Here is a 21088-nt window from a genome sequence, read left to right on the forward strand (position 1 = left end):
AATTAAAAATTACTGCACTTTTGTTTAATCATCTTTATCCCCACCCGTTACCGGGCGATGTTACACTTTATTTCAATGAAAGTTATTGTTCGCTTATATACAGGCTGGCATATTTAAATCAAATGTACTGAATAAAAAATTATTAGTTGCAGTTCATTTATTCTCTCTCTATTATTAGCAGCGATACCTACCTTCATTATAATTTAGAGATCAGGACAATGAGCGAAGCCCTTAAGATTCTTAATAACATTCGTACTCTGCGCGCCCAAGCCAGAGAATGTACACTTGAAACGCTGGAAGAGATGCTGGAAAAACTGGAAGTGGTGGTTAATGAACGCCGCGAAGAAGACAACCAGGCACAGGCAGAAATTGAGGAACGTAGTCGCAAATTGCAGCAATATCGCGAAATGCTGATTGCTGACGGAATTGATCCTAATGAATTACTCGCGACTTTAGGCGCTGCCAAAACCAGCGCAAAATCCAAGCGTGCGACGCGTCCGGCAAAATATCAGTACGTTGACGAGAATGGCGAAACTAAAACCTGGACAGGCCAGGGCCGCACGCCTGCAGTTATCAAAAAAGCTATCGAAGAACAAGGCAAGCAGCTGGATGATTTCTTGCTGTAACCAACCATTTGCCTTAATGACTGATTGTTACTGAGCTCGATTTTATTATTTACACCAGATAATCATCAAAACCAGATGAAAAAAGGAAGCTGCGGCTTCCTTTTTATTTTCCTGCGTTACCATCACGCCTGATAGAACTTACGATACCAGTCAACAAAGCGTTTAACGCCCTCTTTCACATCCGTTTTTGGCTTAAAGCCAATAGCATCATACAAAGGCTGCGTATCAGCGCTGGTTTCATGTACATCGCCCGGCTGCATTGGCAGCATGTTTTTACGCGCCTCACGTCCGGTAGCACTCTCAATAGCCGCAATATAGTCCGTCAGCATCACCGGCTGGCTATTACCAATATTGTAAATGCGATACGGCGCCGAGCTGGAAGCCGGAGAGCCATTTTCTACCGTCCATAGCGGATCGGCGCCGGGAATAATATCCAGCAGGCGCACTACCGCTTCTGCAATATCTTCGACATAGGTAAAGTCGCGTCTCATATTCCCATGGTTATACACATCAATCGCTTCGCCAGCCAAAATGGCCCGGGTAAACTTAAATAGCGCCATGTCCGGGCGACCCCAGGGGCCATATACCGTAAAGAACCGCAGGCCGGTTGTTGGAATGCCATAAAGGTGAGAATAGGTATGCGCCATTAACTCATTGGCTTTTTTCGTTGCGGCATAGAGTGAAATCGGGTGATCGACCGCATCATCCGTTGAGAATGGCATCTTGCGATTCAGACCATAAACCGAGCTGGAAGAGGCATAAAGCAGGTGCTCGATCTTATGGAAACGACAACCCTCAAGAATATTGAGAAAAGCCGTAACGTTGGTGTTGGTATAGGCGTGTGGGTTATCAAGCGAATAACGCACCCCGGCCTGAGCTGCGAGGTGAACGACGCGTTGAAACTGATGATCGGCAAATAAATCAGCAACGATTTTTGGGTCAGTTAAATCACCCTTGATAAAAGTAAAGCGGTCATCATTGGCGATTAAATTAAGGCGGGCTTGTTTCAGACTGACATCGTAGTAGTCATCCAGGTTGTCGATACCAACAACCTGGTGACCAGCGCTAAGCAGGCGTTGGGCAACATAAAACCCGATAAAACCTGCCGCGCCGGTAACCAGATATTTCATACTTTCCCTCGGTTAATTATGCAATTTTACAGAAGCTCCGCGGCCGATTGCATAATAAACAAAACCGCGCTTACTGACTCTTTCTGGATCATACAGGTTACGACCATCAAAAATCACGGGTTCTTTTAACGCGTTTTTAACCACATCAAAGTCCGGAACACGGAAATTCTTCCATTCAGTACAAATAACCAGCGCATCTGCGTTGTGCAACGCGGCTTCTTTTGTACCCATGAGCTGGAGATCGTCGCGACTGCCGTAAATGCGCTGCGCTTCATCCATCGCTTCAGGATCAAACGCCTGAACGCGCGCGCCCGCCTGCCACAAGGTTTCCATCAGCACCCGGCTGGAAGCTTCGCGCATATCATCGGTGTTGGGTTTAAAAGCCAGTCCCCAGAGCGCAAAGGTTTTGCCTTTCAGGTCATCACCGAAATGACGCTTAATAAAGGCCGGCAGCTTCAGTTTCTGATCGTCATTAACCGCTTCAACCGCTTGCAAAATACGCGGCGTATAGCCAATTTGCTCAGAAGTGCGAATCAACGCCTGCACGTCTTTCGGGAAGCAGGAGCCACCGTAGCCGCATCCAGGATAAATAAAAGAGTAGCCAATGCGTGAATCAGAACCAATTCCCTGGCGTACCTTCTCAATATCCGCCCCGAGCAGCTCCGCCAGGTTTGATATCTCATTCATAAAGCTGATCTTGGTGGCCAGCATGCAGTTAGCTGCATATTTGGTCAGCTCAGCACTGCGGATGTCCATCAGGATCATACGATCGTGATTGCGGTTAAAGGGCTCGTAAAGCTCTCGCAGTAAATCGACAACGTCTTCATTGTCAGTACCGACAACGATACGTTCCGGACGCATGCAGTCAGAAACCGCCGCCCCCTCTTTGAGAAACTCAGGGTTAGATACCACGTCAAAGGCAACGCTGGCATTGCGCCCTTTCAGCGTTTCGCTCATCACTGAACGCACGCGATCCGCCGTGCCAACAGGTACGGTTGATTTATCAATCACCACCTTATGCCCCTGCATGTGCTCAGCAATCGTGCGCGCAACCGCAGTGACATATTTAAGATCAGCAGAACCGTCCTCATCGGGAGGCGTGCCCACTGCGATAAATTGCATAATGCCGTGGTTGACGCCCTCTTTGGCGTCAGTGCTGAATTTCAGGCGACCCGCTTCGTAATTCTGCATTACTAAAGGCGTCAGTCCTGGTTCGAAAATTGGAATTATTCCCTTTTTCAGGTTCTCAACTTTGTTTTCATCAACGTCGATACAAATGACATCGTGCCCGACTTCCGCCAGTACAGCAGCCTGTACCAGACCAACATAGCCGATACCAAAAACGGTGACTTTCATTGGATTGTCCCGGTTAGAAATTTATTTAACTTATTTACCAACGGCGCCTTCAAGCCAGGCTTTGAAATCTTTGCCCAGCGTATTATGGCGTACACCGTATTCAACAAATGCCTGCATATAGCCCAGTTTGTTGCCGCAGTCATGGCTAACACCTTTAAGGTGATAGGCCTCTACGGTCTCTTTATCCATCAGCATAGCGATAGAGTCGGTCAGCTGAATTTCATCGCCAGCGCCCGGAGGGGTCTTAGCCAGCAGAGGCCAGATATCAGCAGACAAGACGTAACGTCCGACAACCGCCAGATTTGATGGCGCTTTGTCTGCTTTTGGTTTTTCAACCACGCCAACCATCGGCGCGCTATCGCCAGGCTGCAGTTCTGCACCTTTGCAGTCAACCACGCCGTAGGCAGTAACATCAGCAACCGGCTCAACCATGATCTGACTGTGGCCAGTTTCGTCAAAGCGTTTCATCATATCCGCCAAGTTATCTTTGGTCGGATCAGATTCATACTCATCAATAATCACGTCCGGCAGAATAACGGCAACCGGCTCGTTACCGATCAGTGGATGCGCACAGAGAACGGCGTGGCCCAGACCTTTGGCTAAGCCCTGACGGACTTGCATTATGGTGACGTGCGGCGGGCAAATTGACTGAATTTCTTCAAGCAGCTGACGCTTAACGCGTTTCTCCAGCATGGCTTCCAGCTCAAAACTGGTATCGAAATGGTTTTCAATAGAGTTTTTGGAAGAATGCGTCACCAGCACAATCTCATTAATCCCGGCAGCGATACACTCGTTAACGACATACTGAATTAACGGCTTATCAACCAGCGGCAACATTTCTTTCGGAATAGCTTTGGTAGCAGGCAGCATACGCGTTCCCAATCCTGCAACCGGGATAACCGCTTTTTTTACTTTGGACTTATAGGCAGACATCAAAGTACCTCTCTTTAGGCCGTTCAAGTTATTACTTGATATGTCGATTTAAAAACGAAAATGAGTATATCAGTTAGATACGCACGGATTTATCCTGGTTGAATCATTTCAGCATAAATTAAGACTATTACCCAAGTGTAAAACTTATCCTTGATAGTGTCTCTATACTGCAGCTATAAAAATGACAGAATGATTACTCCGTAGCCAGCATCAGCCGTAGCTTGCCTCCTGCGCCCCAGACCTGACATTGCCAGGCATCACAGCGCTGACTAATCTGGTTAAGATGAGTGCTATCAAGCGTACCCAGCGGTACGCCATTACTAAGCTGAATTTGGTGGGTATTTATATTGAGCGTGGCATTTAACCCGGCGGAAACAAGGATAAGATTTTTTAATCCCTGATGATAATAACCGACCAATAAAGGGAACTGCCCCTGCAGATTTGCTTGACGTAATAAAAGATTAACTTGTTTTAGTAAACCACTTAATTCAGGCAACCGTTGCGCCTGGCCTGATAATTGCTCTTGTAACAAACCATTAAATAATGCGCGCAATAAAAGCGCAGCCAGTACGCCATTATCGCCAGCCCGCGTTACATCCAGACAATAAAAAGCCAGGTCCTTTTCTGACAGCGCGGCAATATCAAGCACCAATCCTGGCTGCTCGGCCATGGTGAGCTGGCGATAATTTATCCGACATCCCGCCAGCTCCTGCTGAACTGGAGGCTGCAATTCTTTGAGCAGCTTGGCTGCCGCCGGCGGGTCGCGCACCAGCGCTTCCCAATCCTGAAATAGCTGTTCATCTTCCTCCACTTTAGAAGTAAACATGGAAGGATAGAGACATTCCAGCACCGCCTCGCGCAGCCGGCTGAGATCGCGCAGCGGTTTTAGCAGCACATCCTGCACGCCCAGACGCAGCACATGGGCGATATCAGCCATGTTTTCCGTGGCAGAAATAACCAGAACGGGCACCATGCTGTTACGCATGCGCAGGTGCTCCACCAGCTTAATACCGTTCATTCGCGGCATAGCAAGATCGCAAATGATCAGATCGGGAGCGAGCTTGCTGAGAAGGTCAAGGGCTTGCACGCCATCGTCGGCAAGCACAGTGTTAGCCCCTAACGACTGCAAAAAGTTATCGAGCAGAGTGCGGAAAACGGCCTCATCCTCAACCACAAGAATGTGTTTTCCAGTTAATGGCTGTTCCATCACTCTCCCCTCTGACCAGATAAGTAAATAGTGATCGATAAATCCCGGTCTTGCCTCTCAGAATTTCCTGAAGTCATCATGCCGGCCACGCTATTTACGGTTACGAACCAGAGGAAGCAGCTCATCCCTCTTTTTTTCAACCGCCAATTTCCCCGCCGCCAATGCCTCTTCTGCGCGATGAAAATCCAGCGTAGATATCTGCGGGCAGAATGGCTGTATCAATACGTCTGGCGGATCGCCCGCCATACGATTGCGCTTTAAGCGGTTTTCCAGCACCTGAATCGAGGTGGTCATAATTTCCATGGCGCCGGGCGACTGCTGCGTTTTGCGCTGGGTAAACCGTGCAATTTGCTCTTTCAGACGCCATCCCCAACCGCTCGCCATTTCCTCAGGAACGCTTTCGGGGGTTATTGACAACAAATCCTGCTGCATTAAGTGGGCATCGTGTTGTAAATCAACGGCAATCACGATATCTGCGCCCAGCGCGCGGGTAAGTGAAATCGGAACCGGGTTAACTACCGCACCATCAACCAACCAGTAACCATTGTAGCCGATAGGGGGAAGTAGGCCTGGCATACTGCAAGAGGCCCGGATAGCAAGATGAAGATCGCCTTCTGTCAGCCATAATTCGCGGCCGGTACTGAGGTTGGTGGCCACGGCGCCAAAAGGCAGCGAACATTTTTCGATATGCGTTGAGCTGATGAGTTGTTTTATTTGGCTAAATACCCGATCGCCACGCAGCAGTCCACCGCGTCGCCAGGAGACATCCATTAAACGCAGAACGTCCCAGTAGCTGAACGACCGAACCCAGCGCTCCATGATGCCAAGATTGCCGCTGGCGTAGGCCGCACCCACCAGCGCCCCAACGGAGCACCCGGCGACCACGTCAATCTGAATACCTGCGCGTAGCAGTGCATTAATAACACCAATATGCGCCCAACCTTTGGCTGCGCCGGAACCTAGCGCGAGGCCAACTTTTACCTGTCTCATTTTACCTCTGAATCCCCTGGTCTTTAATAGCATCAGCAACCGTGCTCAGGTACGATTGATGCCTGACCTGTTTTTATCTTTTATTCAGTTACCGGAGTTGCTGTGTCAATGTTATGTCCATGCTGTAGTGGGCTGGAGTATAGCTTATGTTGCGGTCGCTGGCTAAGCGGGCTGCAGCTGCCACCAGACCCGCCAGCACTGATGCGCTCACGCTATGTTGCCTATATACAAAAAAATGGCAGCTGGCTGGAGCAAACCTGGCACCCATCCAGCCGCCCTGCGGGATTAGCCTTGAGCCTGGCGCAAAACGCAGACGATACCCGCTGGCAGGGACTGACGGTGCTTGACCATGAGTTAGCTGCCGATGGCAATACGGGTTACGTTACCTTTTTTGCTCGCTACGCCGACCAGAAGCCGGGGTTTATTTATGAACGTTCACGCTTTGTGTATGAAGATGGCCGTTGGTACTATGTCGACGGCACCTTTCCTGCGCTGCGTCGCAATGACCGCTGCCCTTGTGGCTCAGGCCAAAAATATAAAAAATGTTGCGGTCAGTAACTGGCTGGCGACACGCTGAGTTTTTTCAACAGGATTACCAACGCAATGCAACCGCAGAACCTACAAAGAAAAGTATTACGCACCATTTGTCCCGACGCGCGCGGGCTGATCGCCAGGATAACCAACGTCTGTTTTAAGCACGAGCTGAACATCGTTCAGAATAATGAGTTCGTTGATCACCGTACCGGCCGTTTCTTTATGCGTACGGAATTGGAAGGGATTTTCAACGATACAACGCTGCTAGCCGATCTTGACGGCGCGCTACCCGACGGTTCGGTACGCGAATTACACCCTGCCGGCCGCCGGCGGGTGGTGATTCTGGTCACCAAAGAGGCCCACTGCCTCGGCGACCTGCTGATGAAGAGCGCCTACGGCGGCCTTGACGTCGAAATTGCAGCGGTAATCGGCAATCATGAAACGCTGCGTACCCTGGTTGAACGCTTTGATATTCCGTTTGTACTGGTAAGTCATGAAGGGCTTACGCGCGAACAGCATGATAATCATATGGCCGCCAGCATCGAATGCTACCAGCCAGACTACGTGGTACTGGCAAAATACATGCGCGTGCTGACGCCGGATTTTGTAAAGCGCTTTCCCAATAAAATCATCAATATTCACCATTCGTTTTTACCGGCATTTATTGGCGCCCGCCCCTATCATCAGGCCTATGAACGTGGTGTAAAGATCATTGGCGCCACCGCTCACTACGTTAACGATAACCTGGATGAGGGGCCGATTATCATGCAGGATGTTATCCACGTCGATCACACCTACACGGCAGAGGATATGATGCGTGCCGGTCGCGACGTAGAGAAAAACGTTCTCAGCCGGGCGCTGTACCAGGTGCTGGCACAGCGGGTTTTCGTCTACGGCAATCGCACCATCATTTTGTGAGCCAAATGTCGCTTTTTTGCCCGTCCCGCTTGCGGTTCGGGCAAAAAAAAAGCAACCAAACCGTTATTTTTTTATAATGCTTTACAGGGCTTCAGCTTTTGATATTATGCGCCCCGCTTACGAGCAACAAGCAGGCCAGTGGTGGGATTCCCGAGCGGCCAAAGGGAGCAGACTGTAAATCTGCCGTCACAGACTTCGAAGGTTCGAATCCTTCTCCCACCACCACTTCTTTCTGGCACTCCGCCAAACAAAATTACCAAAGTAAAAAAATTCTCCATGGAGAAGGATGAGAACCTTCGACAAGGTTCGAGCCGAGCGCAGCGAGACAACGTTGCCAGTGGCAACGGCCCGAAGGGTGAGGCGCAGCGCGCCGAATTATCCTTCTCCCACCACCACTTCTTTTTGGCACTCCGCCAAACAAAATTACCAAAGTAAAAAAATTCTCCGTGGAGAAGGATGAGAACCTTCGACAAGGTTCGAGCCGAGCGCAGCGAGACAACGGCGGATCAATCTTTCCCCTGCTGGCTGGGTCTGCTAACATCTCTGACTACGTTTCCCCCGCTTACCAGACAGGGTTCCATGAAATTTGTCTCTTTTAATATCAACGGCCTGCGCGCACGGCCGCACCAGCTTGAAGCTATCATTCAGCAACATCAGCCGGATGTGATCGGCCTGCAGGAAACCAAAGTCCACGATGATATGTTCCCGCTCGAGGACGTAGCATCGCTGGGCTATAACGTGTTTTATCACGGACAAAAAGGCCACTATGGCGTGGCATTACTGTGCAAAACGCAGCCCGTTTCGGTGCGCCGGGGTTTCCCGCTTGATGGTGAAGACGCCCAGCGCCGCCTGATTATGGCGGAGATCCCCAGTCCACTGGGTAATATCACCGTTATTAACGGCTATTTTCCGCAGGGAGAAAGTCGTGACCACCCCAGTAAGTTTCCGGCAAAAGAAAAATTCTACCGCGACCTGCAGGATTATCTTGAGCAGCAGCTGAAGCCGGATAGTCCGGTGCTGATTATGGGCGACATGAATATCAGCAGCACCGATCTGGACATTGGCATTGGTGAAGAGAACCGCAAACGCTGGCTGCGTACCGGCAAATGTTCGTTTCTCCCCGAAGAGCGCGAATGGATGGATCGGCTATTAGGCTGGGGCCTTACCGATACCTGGCGGCAGCAGAACCCGGAAGTGAACGATCGTTTTTCATGGTTCGACTATCGTTCCAAAGGTTTTGACGACAACCGGGGCCTGCGCATAGACCTGCTGCTGGCAAGCCGGACCCTGGCCTCTCACTGCGTTGACAGCGGCATTGACTATCAGATCCGCAGCATGGAAAAACCGTCGGATCACGCACCGATCTGGGCGACATTCAAACTTGATTAAGCGCCAGCAGCCCGGCCCAGGGCTGCGTCTTACTGCTTAACGATTTTCCAGATAAGATTATTGGTGCCGATGGAGTGCTCGTCTCTGGCACACTGTAACAGCACCCCTTCGCTTTTGACCACTGAACCTTCGCTGTACTGCCGATTTTCAAAAGTGCAACAACGCAGGCAAGGTGGCTGATTATTATTTTGCCCCTGACTCCACGCTTCCGGCGGCATATCGACAATAACATCGGCGTTACCGCCGTTTTGCATCCGCTGCGCGCTGCCAGTACCGGTGCCATAGTGGCGCTCCTGCCCGGCAAGCAGCGAAGCGCTGAACAGCATCAGACCAGAGAGCGTAACTGCTAAAGCTGCTTTCATTCTTCCATCTCCTTCTTTTTACCCGCCCGGCTCCTGCCAGCGTTTTTTTTGCGTTCGGGCGCCGGCGGCAGCCCCCTGAAGGCCTGAAGCGAGGGCCGCTGTTTGGCGTGGCTAATTAGCTGGTTGAGCGTATCAACCAGCGGCAGCATAAAATCCTGATAGCGGCACTGTTTTTCACTGATTCGGGTTAAGGTCGACTCCCAGTGTGCTGTCATATCAGGGCGGGCCGCCATTTCGGGCAAGGCATGAATTAACGCTTTACCGGCCTCGCTGGCATGAATATAGCGCCCCTTTTTATACAGGAAGGTTCGGCGAAACAGTAACTCAATAATACCCGCCCGCGTTGCTTCCGTTCCTAATCCATCGGTCGCTCGCAGTATTTTCTTTAGATCTTTATCCTGAACAAAGCGCGCAATGCCGGTCATGGCGGAAAGCAAGGTCGCGTCGGTGAAATGGCGCGGCGGCTGCGTCTGCTTTTCCACTACTTCGGCGCCCTCGCAAAGTAGCTCATCACCTTTAGCAACCACCGGCAACGGCATGCCGTCATTCTCCTCATCCCGCTCTTTACTTCCCAGCAAAGTCCGCCAGCCCGCTTCCGCCAGAAAGCGTGCTTTGGCAACGAACTTGCCGCCGGCGATATCAAGTTCGATACTGCATTTGCGAAATACGGCATCCGGCAGGAATTGCATCAGATACTGCCTGGCGATTAGCTGATAAATATGACGCTCATTTTCGCTTAGCTGAATTTTCCCGGCGCGAGCAGTAGGAATAATGGCGTGGTGCGCGTCAACTTTGCCATCGTCCCAGCAGCGATTTTTGCGGTCGCTGTCAAAGGTAGCAGGCAGCGCCAGATCCGGCTGATGGGCCTGTATAGCATTCAGAACCGCATGGCGACCGGCAAAATGCTCGTCTGGCAAATAGCGACTATCAGAACGCGGATAGGTGATAAGTTTATGGGTTTCGTACAGGCGCTGGCAGGTGTCCAGCACGGTCTGAGCGCTAAGACCATAGCGTTTTGCCGCTTCGATTTGCAGTACGGATAGCGAAAACGGTAACGGCGCAATATCATTTTCGCGCTTATCCTGATAGCTGGTGACCAGCGCCGGCTGGCCGGTGATGCGGGTAACCACGTGATCGGCTAACGGCCGGTGCAGTAAGCGCCCCTCTTCATCCTGATACGGTTCACAGGACTCACTCGGCTGCCAGATGGCAATAAAACGCTCCTGCTGCGGGGTGACAATATGCGCTTTGACTTCAAAAAACGTTTTGGCGATGAAGTTTTCTATTTCCTCGTCGCGGCGCACTACCAGTCCGAGAACCGGTGTCTGCACGCGCCCGACCGACAGCACGCCGTTATAGCCCGCGTTGCGGCCTAAAAGCGTCCAGGCGCGCGTCATATTGATGCCATACAGCCAGTCCGCCCTGGCACGCGCCAACGCTGAAACACATAAAGGGACAAACTCTTTATTCTGCCGCAAACGACCGACCGCCCGCTCGACCGCCTGCGGGTTAAGATCGTTAATCAGACAGCGCTGCACCTGTTGACGCTTCTCCGGCACCAGCAGCAGATAATCCAGCACCTCATCCACTAGCAGCTGGCCTTCTCTGTCCGGGTCACCGGCGTGGACAATTTCGCTGGCCTGGCCCAGCAGCCCTTTGATGACGTTTAGCTGCTTTGCCACTGACGGGCGCGGTTGCAGCTGCCATTTATCCGGGACGATGGGAAGGTCCGCCAGCGACCAGCGTGCATAGCGGCTGTCATAGCTTTCCGGCTGAGCCTGTTCAAGTAAATGCCCGACGCACCAGGTGACTATCTGATCGTTACCGCAGGCTATATAGCCATCGCCACGACGGTGCGGCTTAGGCAAAACATCGGCAATCGCGCGGGCCAGACTCGGTTTTTCGGCAATAAACAGGCGCATGTAAAGCGGAGTTCCAAATCAGGGAAGGAGGCTGATAACAGCGCGGACCGGCAAGGTGTTGTTCAGCTTACCGCTTAGTGACAGGGTCACGGACTGCACTGCTGCGACGCCCGCTAGCTGGTTTTTACCCACCGGTTTACCCGGCTCAGAGGGTTGCGTAACCTTGCTCATCGCTATCTCCAGCTATATATCAGCCGCTAATATTAACCTGTTACCCACCAGCGCGTAAGCGCCATGAGAATATTATGCGGCCGTACGCTCATTTATCAGACAGTAAGCCAACAGACCCATGCTAATGCTGTCAATACCGAGGCCCGGTGCCAACGCGGTTATTCGACGGCTCAGAAATAGCTAACAAACAGCGCGGTGTCGGGCGCTAGCACGGTGGTCGATGCTTTTAGCTGCGGCGTGCCTAAATAGAGAAAGCCGACGATGACATCCTGCGAGCGACAGCCGAAAGCCTCCCTCACCTGCTGATCCTCAGTCCAGGCGCCGCTGCGCCAGATGCCGTTAAATCCCTGAGCCAGTGCGGCCATCTGCATCGCCATCACCGCGCAGCCGGCGGACACGACCTGCTCCCACTGCGGGACTTTCGGGTGCTCCTCACAGCGTGCAACCACGGTAATGATCATCGGCGCACGAAAAGGCGCCTGACGGGCTTTTTCAATCGCTTTTTGTTCCTGATTTTGTTGACGCGCCCGCTGCTCCAGCAGCTGACTTAAGCGCTCCAGCCCCTGGTTTTCAACAACGATAAAACGCCAGGGCTGTAATGTGCCGTGGTCAGGCGCGCGCATTCCGGCCTGAATAATGTTTTGCAATGCTTCTCCTGCCGGCGCAGGCGCAGCCAGCCTCGAGGCCGAACGTCGATTGACCAGTAATTCCAGCGCATCCATGAAAATCTCCTGATTAATGCAGTACGATTTGAATCAGTCACCCTAACACGCGAGCCGCCACGACGACAGTCCGTAACCGCAGCATAAATTGTTAGCCCGCGCCGTTTTCTTACTGACATTTTCGCCGCCGCTCTTTAGGATAACAGCCTTTATCTGTCTGATTGTCGGCAATCCGGCGTTATTACCGCGAGTATGGAGATTACATGCGAAGCTTATGGCGAATCATCGCGAATTTGTTCAAATGGACATGGCGCCTGATTAATTTTGTCAGGGAATTTATTCTTAACCTGTTCCTGCTGCTGCTGATTTTGGTCGGCGTCGGGGTCTGGATGCACATCAAAAGCGCTAACCAGCCGGTTGAGGTTCAACGGGGGGCGCTGAATATCGATTTGGCTGGCGTGGTGGTTGATAAACCTTCGGTTACCAATAAATTAGGTAAACTGGGCCGCCAGCTGCTGGGTGCCAGCAGCAACCGCCTGAAAGAAAATCCGCTGTTCGACATCGTCGATGGGATTCGTCAGGGCAAAACCGACGATCGCATTAGCGGCATTGTGCTCAACTTACGGGATTTTGCCGGCGGCGATCAGCCCTCTTTGCAGTATATCGGCAAAGCGCTGCGCGAATTCCGCGACAGTGGCAAGCCGGTTTATGCTTACGGCGACAACTTCACTCAGGCACAGTTCTATCTGGCCAGCTTTGCCAACAAGATCTATCTTGCGCCGCATGGCAGCATCGACCTGCACGGTTTTGCCACCAATTCGCTCTATTACAAGTCGCTGCTCGATAAGCTAAAAGTGAGTTCTCATATTTTCCGCGTCGGCACCTACAAATCTGCCGTCGAACCCTTCCTGCGCGATGATATGTCGCAAGCCGCCCGCGATGCCGACACGCGCTGGGTTGGACAGTTATGGAATAATTATGTCGCGCAAATAGCCGCTAACCGCCAGATTTCGCCCGAACAGGTTTTCCCCGGCGCGCAACAGTTAATCGCCGCCTTGCAGAAAAATGGCGGTGATATGGCGAAATATGCGCTGGACGCCAAACTGGTTGATGAACTGGCGACCCCAGCCGAAGTCGATCAGAAGCTGACCAAAGTCTTTGGCTGGGATAAGCAGGCCAACGATTATCGAGGCACCAGCATTTATGATTACTCGCTGAAAAAACAGCCGGCTAAAGGCAACATCGCAGTGATCTTTGCTGATGGCGCGATCGTTGATGGCGAGCAAACTCCCGGCACGGTCGGTGGCGATACCACTGCCGCAGAAATTCGCTCGGCGCGCCTCGATGACAAGATTAAAGCCATCATCTTGCGGGTTAACAGCCCGGGCGGCAGCGTCACCGCTTCTGAAGCCATCCGTGAGGAATTGGCGGCCGCCCGCGCGGCTGGCAAACCGGTTGTCGTTTCCATGGGCGGTATGGCGGCGTCCGGCGGCTACTGGATCTCAACGCCGGCGAATTACATTATCGCCAGCCCGAGCACGCTGACGGGTTCCATCGGGATTTTTGGCATTATCAACACCGTTGAGAAATCCCTCGGCACTATCGGCGTTTATACTGACGGCGTAGCCACTTCGCCGCTGGCCGACGTTTCCGTGACCAAAGCGCTGCCGCAGGAAGTACAGCAGTTAATGCAGCTCAGCATTGAAAATGGCTATAAAAACTTCCTCGATCTGGTCGCGAAATCGCGCAAGATGACGCCTGAACAGGTTGATCAGATTGCTCAGGGCCACGTCTGGACCGGCAGCGACGCCAAAGCGAATGGGCTGGTTGACGCGCTGGGCGATTTCGATGACGCCGTTAAAAAGGCCGCCGAGCTGGCAAAAATCAGCCAGCCACAGCTGCAATGGTATCAGCAGCAGCCCTCCTTTGCCGATATGCTGTTTGGTCAAATGAATGCGCAGATCCGCGCCGTTCTGCCGGAAACCCTGCAGTCAATGCTGCCAGCGCCGATGTATGACGTGATGAGCATGATGAAAAAGCAGCCTGGACTGTTTGATAAAATGAACGATCCGCAGAACCGCTATGCGGTGTGCCTGACCTGCGGCGACGTCCGCTGACGGCATCGCCCTTTTAGCCCGGCTCCGGCCGGGCTGATTTTGCTCATCATTCCTCTTATAATCGGCTTTTGATCGCAAGCCCGGGCTTAACAATGCAAAAAAAATCTATTTACGTCGCCTACACCGGCGGCACCATCGGTATGCAACGTTCTGAGAACGGCTATATTCCGGTTTCTGGTCACCTTCAGCAGCAGCTGGCTATGATGCCTGAGTTTCATCGCCCTGAGATGCCTGATTTCACCATTCACGAATACCAGCCGCTTATTGACTCATCGGATATGACGCCGCAGGACTGGCAGGCTATCGCTGATGATATCGCCGCTAACTATGACAGCTACGATGGCTTCGTGATCCTGCACGGCACCGACACCATGGCGTTTAGCGCATCAGCGCTCTCTTTTATGCTGGAAAACCTGGCCAAACCGGTCATCGTGACAGGGTCACAAATTCCGCTGGCAGAGCTGCGCTCTGACGGCCAGCAAAATCTGCTGAATGCGCTTTTTGTTGCCGCCAACTACCCGATCAATGAAGTGTCGCTGTTTTTCAATAACACCCTGTTTCGCGGCAACCGTACCACTAAAGCCCATGCGGATGGTTTTAACGCCTTTGCTTCACCTAACCTGGCGCCGCTGCTGGAGGCCGGGATACATATCCGTCGCCTCAATACTCCCAGCATTATGCCTGGCACAGGCGAGCTGAGAGTACATCTGATCACGCCGCAGCCGGTGGGCGTGGTAACGATATATCCGGGCATTTCAGCAGATGTGGTACGCAACTTCCTGCGCCAGCCGGTTAAAGCGCTGATCCTGCGCTCATACGGCGTTGGCAATGCACCGCAAAATGGAGAGTTTTTGCAGGAGCTGGCCGCAGCCAGCCAACGCGGTATCGTGGTGGTTAACCTGACGCAGTGTATGTCCGGTAAGGTCAATATGGGCGGCTACGCCACCGGCAATGCGTTAGCGCATGCCGGGGTGATTAGCGGCGCCGATATGACAGTAGAATCCGCGCTGACCAAGCTGCATTATTTACTCAGTCAAAACCTGGCGCCGGATGCGATCCGCCGCCTGATGCAAACTAACCTGCGCGGCGAACTGACCGTCGAGGATTAAACCATGTATAGCCATCATGCGTTGCTGCTAATCGATATTCAGAACGACTTTTGCCCCGGCGGCGCGCTGGCGGTCCATGAAGGTGATCGGGTGGTGGCAGTAGCTAACCGCTATATTGCCCAGTGGAAAGCGCACGGCGGGCTGGTGGTTGCCAGTCAGGACTGGCATCCGGCCAACCATGGCAGCTTCGCAGCTAATGCCGGTACCCGCCCGGGTGAAACCGGCATGCTCAACGGCCTGCCTCAGGTATGGTGGCCGGTACACTGCGTGCAGCACGGCGAGGGGGCAGCATTTCATCCCGGGCTGGATAGCAAGCAGCTTGATCATGTCGTGCAGAAAGGCACCGACCCGGCCATCGATAGCTACAGCGCCTTCTGGGACAATGGCCACCAGCAGCCGACCGGACTGGATGCCTGGCTTCGTCTGCAGCAAATTAATATTCTGACGGTGATGGGACTGGCAACGGATTACTGCGTGAAATTCTCGGTGCTGGACGCCCTGACAGCAGGCTATGAGGTCAACGTAGTGGCAGCGGGCTGTCGCGGTGTAAATCTGCAGGCCGGAGACAGTGAACAAGCCCTGGCTGAAATGCAAAAAATGGGCGCGCGGATAAGCTGAAAAGCTGAACCACTGGCGGCCAGTTTCAGCAAACTGGCCGCCAATTATTCCTGGAGGAATAATTACTGCAGCTTGAGTCGGGTTACATCCTGTTCAGCGATGCCGAACTCCTTTTTTAACTGCTGTTTGCTTTTAGTCACAATCTGACCGTCGCGCCCAATACTCATATGCTGCGGGTCATCATTGTTACGCGATTGCCACAGCAGCACCAGCTGCAAGCTATGCTCTTTCTGCTCTGCGGTCAGCGGCACGCCGTCCGCCCACTTCCCTGTTTCCACTGCGGTAGCCAGACGCTGATAAACTTCGGGCGTCATACTGGCGATCATCGCTTCCAGACTCATTTCCGTCACAATTATCCCCTGATGTTATTGCCATCGCTATCGCTAAAGCTTAGCGACGCAGAGTTAACACAATAGCGCTCGCCTCCCGGCTGCGGGCCATCAGGGAATACATGCCCGAGATGTGAATCGCAGGTATTACAGCGAATTTCCACCCGGCGCATACCGTGCGACGTATCCTCCAGATAGCGGATGGCTTCATCGCTGACCGGCTGATAAAAACTCGGCCAGCCGCAGCCTGACTCGTACTTAGTGTCTGACAAAAACAGTGGCGAATTGCACACCAGGCAGTGGTAGATTCCAGCCAATTTGTTGTGCAGTAGCTTACCGGTAAACGGCGGCTCAGTGCCGCGATCGCGCGTAACATGGCGCTGCATTTCGGTTAAATCGGTTTCCGGGGACAGGCGTTCAGTATCGTTAGCCATGATTCTCTTCTCAGGCGGGTTTAATCTGTAAATATCAGCTATTATTCTAACAAACACTTAACAGTAACGGGCAAGTTTTCCAAAGGGTGAGCGGCAGACGGCGACGTATACCGCCATTTCGTGAGACAGATCACTCTTTGTGCTACTCAGCCGTTTATATTCTGGTTGGCCGCCCCCATATGGAGTTACAGAGGTCAGCGCAAAGCAGGTGTTTCAGGCAATTATTCCTGTTGCCATGATTGATTTTTCGCAATCATTGACACGATTCCGCTTGACGCCTGGCAAGGATTTGGTAATCCTACAAACAATCTTTTATTCACTAACATTCACTAACAAATAGCTGGTGGAATATATGACTATCAAAGTAGGTATCAACGGTTTTGGCCGCATCGGTCGCATCGTTTTCCGTGCTGCGCAGCAGCGTTCTGACATCGAAATCGTCGCAATTAACGATCTGTTAGATGCAGAATACATGGCATACATGCTGAAGTATGACTCCACTCACGGCCGCTTCGACGGTACCGTTGAAGTGAAGGATGGCGCGCTGATCGTTAACGGTAAAAAAATCCGCGTTACCTCTGAAAAAGATCCGGCTAACCTGAAATGGAACGAAGTCGGTGTTGACGTCGTTGCTGAAGCAACCGGTATCTTCCTGACTGACGAAACCGCGCGTAAGCACCTGACCGCCGGCGCCAAAAAAGTGGTACTGACCGGTCCGTCTAAAGATGACACCCCGATGTTTGTACGCGGTGCCAACTTTGATAAATATGCCGGTCAGGACATCGTTTCTAACGCTTCCTGCACCACCAACTGCCTGGCGCCGCTAGCTAAAGTCATCAACGATAAGTTCGGCATCGTTGAAGGCCTGATGACCACCGTTCACGCCACCACCGCCACTCAGAAAACCGTTGATGGCCCTTCTCATAAAGACTGGCGCGGCGGCCGCGGTGCATCGCAGAACATTATCCCGTCTTCTACTGGCGCAGCGAAAGCCGTTGGTAAAGTGCTGCCTGAGCTGAATGGCAAACTGACGGGTATGGCGTTCCGCGTGCCGACTCCGAACGTCTCCGTGGTTGACCTGACCGTTCGTCTGGCTAAGCCAGCTACATACAAAGACATCTGCGCGGCAATTAAAGCGGCAGCCGAAGGCGAAATGAAAGACGTGCTGGGCTATGTTGAAGATGACGTCGTTTCTACTGACTTTAACGGCGAAGTGCTGACGTCAGTATTTGATGCCAAAGCCGGTATCGCCTTGAATGATAACTTTGTGAAACTGGTTTCCTGGTACGATAACGAAACGGGTTACTCAAACAAAGTTCTCGATCTGATTGCTCTGGTTGCTGCCAAATAATCTGATGGCAGGCTGAACCACGAGGGGCGACGATGGTCGCCCTTTTTTATTGCCAAACGCTTAGAGGAAGATCAAACCATGTCGGATAAATTCTTCTCCCTGCCAGTGGATGAACAGGTCTCACCCTATATTTCGCAGCGCCGCCAGGGTGAACTGGCGATTCTGGTGATTAATCACCCTAAAGTGCAGGCCGCTGTTGCCCTGCAGGGCGCGCATCTGCTCGCCTGGCAGCCAACCGGAGAACGTCCCGTTATTTGGCTGAGTGATAATTCGCTGTGGCAAAAGGGTAAAGCGATTCGCGGCGGCGTCCCCATTTGCTGGCCGTGGTTTGGTCCGGCTGGCGAGCCTGCGCACGGCTTTGCCCGCAACCTTGACTGGTCTCTCTCCGCTCATGACGAAAACGATGACAGCGTCATGCTGACGCTGGCACTGGAGAGCAACGAACAGACGAAAAAGCTGTGGTCCCATGACTTTACGCTTTATGCCCGCTTTCGATTCAGCCAGCATTGCGAGGTTGAACTCGAAGCCCACGGTGACTACCCGAGCACTGGCGCGTTGCATAGCTATTTTCAGGTGGCGGATATTGCCGGCGTCACAGTTTCCGGCCTGGGTCAGCCCTATATTGATAAAGTTAATAATGGCAGCGACGGCCTGTCTGCGGAAGGTAAGCAAACCTATCCCGATCGTACCGATCGCATTTACACCAGCCCGGAAGACTACAGCACTATTGACGACCAGCGGGGTGAGCGAGTCATTGAAGTCTATCACCATCATCACAGCGACGTGGTCACCTGGAATCCAGGCCCCGCCCTGTCGAGCAGCATGAGCGATATGACGGCAAGCGGCTACAAAACCATGGTCTGCGTCGAAACCGCACATATATCCAGCCCGATGATAAGCAGCGGCGAAACGCCCGCGCGGCTTGGCGCCACCTTCCGTCTGCGTAAAAGAAACCAGAAGGTCTGATAGTCAGGCCGACACTTTACTCATAGAACGGGCGCTTAACGCGCCCGTTTTATTAAACAATATCCAGCGGCATCGCTCGCTGCGGCGCCGGAAAATGCCGTTCAATTTGCGCCAGCTGCTGTGCGCTAAGCGTAATCTCCAGCGCCGCAGCGTTGGCGGCGACGTGAACCGCTGAGCTGGCTTTGGGAATCGCCAGCACGCCCTCGTCTCTGATAGCCCAGGCCAGTAGCAGCTGAGCGACGCTGATATTTTTATCTGCGGCGATATGCTGTAAATCCGGATGGGTTAGTAAATCATGCCGGAGCCGGCCGGCCTGTGCCAGCGGGCAGTAGGCCATCAGCGGCAGCTGGCGCTGGCGACAAAGTGGCAGCAGCGAATAATCAATTCCTCGGGAGGCCAGATGATACAAAACCTGATTTGCGGCACAGGCCTGACCGCCCTCTTGCTGCCAGAGCTCTTGCATATCATCGACGTCGAAATTGGAAACGCCCCAGCGGCGAATTTTGCCCTGCTGAATAAGCGTTTCCATTGCGGTTATTGTTTCATCAAGCGGAACGCCGCCACGCCAGTGTAGCAGGTAAAGGTCAAGGTAATCGGTTTCCAGCCGTTGCAGGCTGCGCTCGCAGGCTGCAATGGCTTCTTTGCGCCCGGCATTCCACGGATACACTTTGGAAACCAGAAATGCTTTATCCCGGCGACCAGCCAGCGCCTCGCCGACCACCCGCTCCGCGCCGCCCTCGGCATACATCTCAGCAGTATCAATGACCTTTAAACCCAGCTCCAGCCCCTGCTGTAAAGCGGCGATTTCCTGAGGGCGGTTCCCGGGCTGCTCGCCCATATACCAGGTGCCCTGGCCGATAGCGGGTAACCTTTCACCGTCGGCGAAGGTGACATATTTACTCATCGATTCGCTCCTGCACTTTTCTGGGGCACCATAACGGCGCATGCGCAGCAAAACGCTGCGCCATGGTGCAGTCAATTCCGATCAGAAGGTGTAGCTGATCCCCGTCCAGAGGTTTGTCTGCGAGTGCTTATCGACCATCGGGCTGTCGGTTATCTCGCTATCCAGGTGGGTGTATCGCGCTGACAGCGTCGCCCGCCAGCTGTCATTAATACGATAATCGGCGGTCATTTCCAGGTAAGGATTCCAGCTGTCGTCCGGATTATAGGTACTCAGACCGCTGCGTGCCGACTCATGGCTGGATATGCCGTAATAATAACGGTTTTGGTTTTTGCTGCTCCATACCGCACCGATACCCGGCGTCAGGCCGAAATCACCGAGCTGAAAGCGGTACAGGTAGGCAAGGTCCCACTGAATACCGTTACTGTTGTTAAGCACGTCGCCCAATAGCGTAGTACGTACAATCCCCCAGCTGGCGGTATGACGATAGGCAACGCCGCCCATCAGGGTCATACGACGCTTATCCAGCGCTTTCATGTCGCCGCTATCGGCGTCATCAGGATCGTATTGCTGCGGCGATCCCGTAAGCATCAGCGACAAGCGGTCCTGTTCATCCTTCCACAGGTAGTACCCGCCGGCGAGGCTGTGAAAATAAAAATTATCGCCCTCATAGTCGATAACCGGAACGGGATAATAACGATTTTGTCCGCTTTTATAAGGACTTTCGCTATAGAAAACCGAGGCGCCCAGCGTAAGGGGGTTAGCCGCAACCGTAACAGCCGTCAGGCTGGCAGCTAACCCGAGGGTCAGCGTGCTAATTTTGAAATAGTTCACAATTTATTCATCCCAGAAATATAACAATCAGCAGAGGTATGATTTGCTATCTCATGATAGACGCAAAGAAACTTAACACGCTAGCGGTTGTCATGTCGCTAACCAATCCAGCAAAAGTCACAAGCGCGCTGCTTATTTTTTACAAAAATCCCTCATCCCGCAGCCAACAAGGTTGTTGCTTCGAAGCTAAAAGACTTTGTTATTGAATTCTCTTTGAAAATAAACAGCA

Annotated in this window: 22 protein-coding genes, 1 tRNA gene and 1 other RNA gene; 11 read left to right on the forward strand and 13 right to left on the reverse strand. The window is 52.6% G+C overall.

Features of this window, described 5'->3' with window-relative positions:
• The first annotated feature begins 218 nt into the window (after positions 1-218).
• Complete coding sequence (gene hns / locus BTJ39_RS08565) at positions 219-626, forward strand: histone-like nucleoid-structuring protein H-NS (protein WP_078002263.1); 408 nt, start codon at positions 219-221, stop codon at positions 624-626.
• Between the two features lie 122 nt (positions 627-748).
• Here hns and BTJ39_RS08570 read toward each other — a convergent pair whose 3' ends face one another.
• The 5 genes from BTJ39_RS08570 to rssA all read right to left on the reverse strand — a co-directional run bounded on the left by BTJ39_RS08570 (position 749) and on the right by rssA (position 6242).
• Positions 749-1756, reverse strand: coding sequence for an NAD-dependent epimerase (locus tag BTJ39_RS08570; RefSeq protein WP_078002264.1), 1008 nt, complete (start codon positions 1754-1756; stop codon positions 749-751).
• 12 nt (positions 1757-1768) lie between these two features.
• Positions 1769-3112: a UDP-glucose dehydrogenase family protein gene (locus BTJ39_RS08575; RefSeq protein ID WP_078002265.1), complete on the reverse strand. Its 1344-nt coding sequence runs from the start codon at positions 3110-3112 to the stop codon at positions 1769-1771.
• A gap of 30 nt (positions 3113-3142) precedes the next feature.
• Positions 3143-4045, reverse strand: coding sequence for a UTP--glucose-1-phosphate uridylyltransferase GalU (galU, locus tag BTJ39_RS08580; protein ID WP_078002266.1), 903 nt, complete (start codon positions 4043-4045; stop codon positions 3143-3145).
• Positions 4046-4238: 193 nt separating this feature from the next.
• Positions 4239-5252, reverse strand: coding sequence for a two-component system response regulator RssB (gene rssB, locus BTJ39_RS08585; RefSeq protein WP_078002267.1), 1014 nt, complete (start codon positions 5250-5252; stop codon positions 4239-4241).
• 90 nt (positions 5253-5342) lie between these two features.
• Positions 5343-6242 carry a patatin-like phospholipase RssA gene (gene rssA, locus BTJ39_RS08590; RefSeq protein WP_078002268.1) on the reverse strand — a complete coding sequence of 300 codons (900 nt, stop codon included), beginning with the start codon at positions 6240-6242 and terminating at the stop codon, positions 5343-5345.
• Between the two features lie 102 nt (positions 6243-6344).
• Between rssA and BTJ39_RS08595 the strand changes: the two genes are divergently transcribed.
• From BTJ39_RS08595 to xthA, 5 genes are all read left to right on the forward strand, one after another.
• Positions 6345-6800, forward strand: a complete 456-nt coding sequence (locus BTJ39_RS08595; protein ID WP_078002269.1) for a YchJ family metal-binding protein — start codon at positions 6345-6347, stop codon at positions 6798-6800.
• A 45-nt stretch (positions 6801-6845) separates the two neighbouring features.
• The gene (gene purU / locus BTJ39_RS08600) at positions 6846-7694 is read left to right on the forward strand and encodes a formyltetrahydrofolate deformylase (protein WP_078002270.1); all 849 of its coding nucleotides are present in this window, start codon (positions 6846-6848) and stop codon (positions 7692-7694) included.
• A 140-nt stretch (positions 7695-7834) separates the two neighbouring features.
• A tRNA-Tyr gene (locus BTJ39_RS08605) sits at positions 7835-7919 on the forward strand.
• A 40-nt stretch (positions 7920-7959) separates the two neighbouring features.
• Positions 7960-8089: non-coding RNA, RtT sRNA (locus BTJ39_RS08610), on the forward strand.
• A 184-nt stretch (positions 8090-8273) separates the two neighbouring features.
• Positions 8274-9083, forward strand: a complete 810-nt coding sequence (gene xthA, locus BTJ39_RS08615; RefSeq protein ID WP_078002271.1) for an exodeoxyribonuclease III — start codon at positions 8274-8276, stop codon at positions 9081-9083.
• A 29-nt stretch (positions 9084-9112) separates the two neighbouring features.
• On the opposite strand, the gene BTJ39_RS08620 is transcribed toward xthA, so the two are convergent.
• From BTJ39_RS08620 to BTJ39_RS08630, 4 genes are all read right to left on the reverse strand, one after another.
• Entirely contained in the window at positions 9113-9445 is a 333-nt protein-coding gene (locus tag BTJ39_RS08620; protein ID WP_078002272.1) for a YnjH family protein, read from the reverse strand.
• Entirely contained in the window at positions 9442-11367 is a 1926-nt protein-coding gene (locus tag BTJ39_RS08625) for a DNA topoisomerase III (RefSeq protein WP_078002273.1), read from the reverse strand. Before BTJ39_RS08625 ends, BTJ39_RS08620 begins: the two co-directional genes overlap by 4 nt.
• 18 nt (positions 11368-11385) lie before the next feature.
• A complete protein-coding gene (locus BTJ39_RS24815) occupies positions 11386-11538 on the reverse strand; it encodes a hypothetical protein (RefSeq protein WP_176110265.1) in 153 nt (50 codons plus the stop codon).
• Positions 11539-11708: 170 nt separating this feature from the next.
• Positions 11709-12260 (reverse strand): NAD(P)H nitroreductase, encoded by a 552-nt coding sequence (locus tag BTJ39_RS08630; RefSeq protein WP_078002274.1) that lies wholly within the window; start codon positions 12258-12260, stop codon positions 11709-11711.
• A gap of 203 nt (positions 12261-12463) precedes the next feature.
• Between BTJ39_RS08630 and sppA the strand changes: the two genes are divergently transcribed.
• From sppA to pncA, 3 genes are all read left to right on the forward strand, one after another.
• On the forward strand, positions 12464-14317 hold the full coding sequence (gene sppA / locus BTJ39_RS08635) for a signal peptide peptidase SppA (protein WP_078002275.1): 1854 nt from the start codon (positions 12464-12466) through the stop codon (positions 14315-14317).
• A 92-nt stretch (positions 14318-14409) separates the two neighbouring features.
• Positions 14410-15426, forward strand: a complete 1017-nt coding sequence (ansA, locus tag BTJ39_RS08640) for an asparaginase (protein WP_078002276.1) — start codon at positions 14410-14412, stop codon at positions 15424-15426.
• Between the two features lie 3 nt (positions 15427-15429).
• Positions 15430-16044 carry a bifunctional nicotinamidase/pyrazinamidase gene (pncA, locus tag BTJ39_RS08645; protein ID WP_078002277.1) on the forward strand — a complete coding sequence of 205 codons (615 nt, stop codon included), beginning with the start codon at positions 15430-15432 and terminating at the stop codon, positions 16042-16044.
• 62 nt (positions 16045-16106) lie between these two features.
• Here pncA and BTJ39_RS08650 read toward each other — a convergent pair whose 3' ends face one another.
• Together BTJ39_RS08650 and msrB are read right to left on the reverse strand one after the other, a co-directional pair.
• Positions 16107-16385, reverse strand: a complete 279-nt coding sequence (locus BTJ39_RS08650; protein WP_078002408.1) for a YeaC family protein — start codon at positions 16383-16385, stop codon at positions 16107-16109.
• 11 nt (positions 16386-16396) lie between these two features.
• On the reverse strand, positions 16397-16807 hold the full coding sequence (gene msrB / locus BTJ39_RS08655; RefSeq protein ID WP_078002278.1) for a peptide-methionine (R)-S-oxide reductase MsrB: 411 nt from the start codon (positions 16805-16807) through the stop codon (positions 16397-16399).
• Between the two features lie 352 nt (positions 16808-17159).
• Between msrB and gapA the strand changes: the two genes are divergently transcribed.
• Entirely contained in the window at positions 17160-18158 is a 999-nt protein-coding gene (gene gapA, locus BTJ39_RS08660) for a glyceraldehyde-3-phosphate dehydrogenase (protein ID WP_078002279.1), read from the forward strand.
• Positions 18159-18236: 78 nt separating this feature from the next.
• The gene (locus BTJ39_RS08665; protein ID WP_078002280.1) at positions 18237-19124 is read left to right on the forward strand and encodes a D-hexose-6-phosphate mutarotase; all 888 of its coding nucleotides are present in this window, start codon (positions 18237-18239) and stop codon (positions 19122-19124) included.
• 52 nt (positions 19125-19176) lie between these two features.
• Here BTJ39_RS08665 and BTJ39_RS08670 read toward each other — a convergent pair whose 3' ends face one another.
• The gene (locus BTJ39_RS08670) at positions 19177-20028 is read right to left on the reverse strand and encodes an aldo/keto reductase (RefSeq protein WP_078002281.1); all 852 of its coding nucleotides are present in this window, start codon (positions 20026-20028) and stop codon (positions 19177-19179) included.
• Positions 20029-20109: 81 nt separating this feature from the next.
• Entirely contained in the window at positions 20110-20859 is a 750-nt protein-coding gene (locus BTJ39_RS08675) for a MipA/OmpV family protein (protein ID WP_078002282.1), read from the reverse strand.
• Positions 20860-21088 lie beyond the last annotated feature (229 nt).

Origin of the sequence: Izhakiella australiensis, from assembly GCF_002006995.1 — a bacterium.
GTDB classification, from domain to species: domain Bacteria; phylum Pseudomonadota; class Gammaproteobacteria; order Enterobacterales; family Enterobacteriaceae; genus Izhakiella; species Izhakiella australiensis.

Coding starts and splice junctions, on each gene's coding strand:
- hns (WP_078002263.1), top strand. CDS start 219: ATGAGCGAAGCCCTTAAGATTCTTAATAACATTCGTACTCTGCGCGCC.
- BTJ39_RS08570 (WP_078002264.1), bottom strand. CDS start 1,756: ATGAAATATCTGGTTACCGGCGCGGCAGGTTTTATCGGGTTTTATGTT.
- BTJ39_RS08575 (WP_078002265.1), bottom strand. CDS start 3,112: ATGAAAGTCACCGTTTTTGGTATCGGCTATGTTGGTCTGGTACAGGCT.
- galU (WP_078002266.1), bottom strand. CDS start 4,045: ATGTCTGCCTATAAGTCCAAAGTAAAAAAAGCGGTTATCCCGGTTGCA.
- rssB (WP_078002267.1), bottom strand. CDS start 5,252: ATGGAACAGCCATTAACTGGAAAACACATTCTTGTGGTTGAGGATGAG.
- rssA (WP_078002268.1), bottom strand. CDS start 6,242: ATGAGACAGGTAAAAGTTGGCCTCGCGCTAGGTTCCGGCGCAGCCAAA.
- purU (WP_078002270.1), top strand. CDS start 6,846: ATGCAACCGCAGAACCTACAAAGAAAAGTATTACGCACCATTTGTCCC.
- xthA (WP_078002271.1), top strand. CDS start 8,274: ATGAAATTTGTCTCTTTTAATATCAACGGCCTGCGCGCACGGCCGCAC.
- BTJ39_RS08620 (WP_078002272.1), bottom strand. CDS start 9,445: ATGAAAGCAGCTTTAGCAGTTACGCTCTCTGGTCTGATGCTGTTCAGC.
- BTJ39_RS08625 (WP_078002273.1), bottom strand. CDS start 11,367: ATGCGCCTGTTTATTGCCGAAAAACCGAGTCTGGCCCGCGCGATTGCC.
- BTJ39_RS24815 (WP_176110265.1), bottom strand. CDS start 11,538: ATGAGCAAGGTTACGCAACCCTCTGAGCCGGGTAAACCGGTGGGTAAA.
- BTJ39_RS08630 (WP_078002274.1), bottom strand. CDS start 12,260: ATGGATGCGCTGGAATTACTGGTCAATCGACGTTCGGCCTCGAGGCTG.
- sppA (WP_078002275.1), top strand. CDS start 12,464: ATGCGAAGCTTATGGCGAATCATCGCGAATTTGTTCAAATGGACATGG.
- ansA (WP_078002276.1), top strand. CDS start 14,410: ATGCAAAAAAAATCTATTTACGTCGCCTACACCGGCGGCACCATCGGT.
- pncA (WP_078002277.1), top strand. CDS start 15,430: ATGTATAGCCATCATGCGTTGCTGCTAATCGATATTCAGAACGACTTT.
- BTJ39_RS08650 (WP_078002408.1), bottom strand. CDS start 16,385: ATGAGTCTGGAAGCGATGATCGCCAGTATGACGCCCGAAGTTTATCAG.
- msrB (WP_078002278.1), bottom strand. CDS start 16,807: ATGGCTAACGATACTGAACGCCTGTCCCCGGAAACCGATTTAACCGAA.
- gapA (WP_078002279.1), top strand. CDS start 17,160: ATGACTATCAAAGTAGGTATCAACGGTTTTGGCCGCATCGGTCGCATC.
- BTJ39_RS08665 (WP_078002280.1), top strand. CDS start 18,237: ATGTCGGATAAATTCTTCTCCCTGCCAGTGGATGAACAGGTCTCACCC.
- BTJ39_RS08670 (WP_078002281.1), bottom strand. CDS start 20,028: ATGAGTAAATATGTCACCTTCGCCGACGGTGAAAGGTTACCCGCTATC.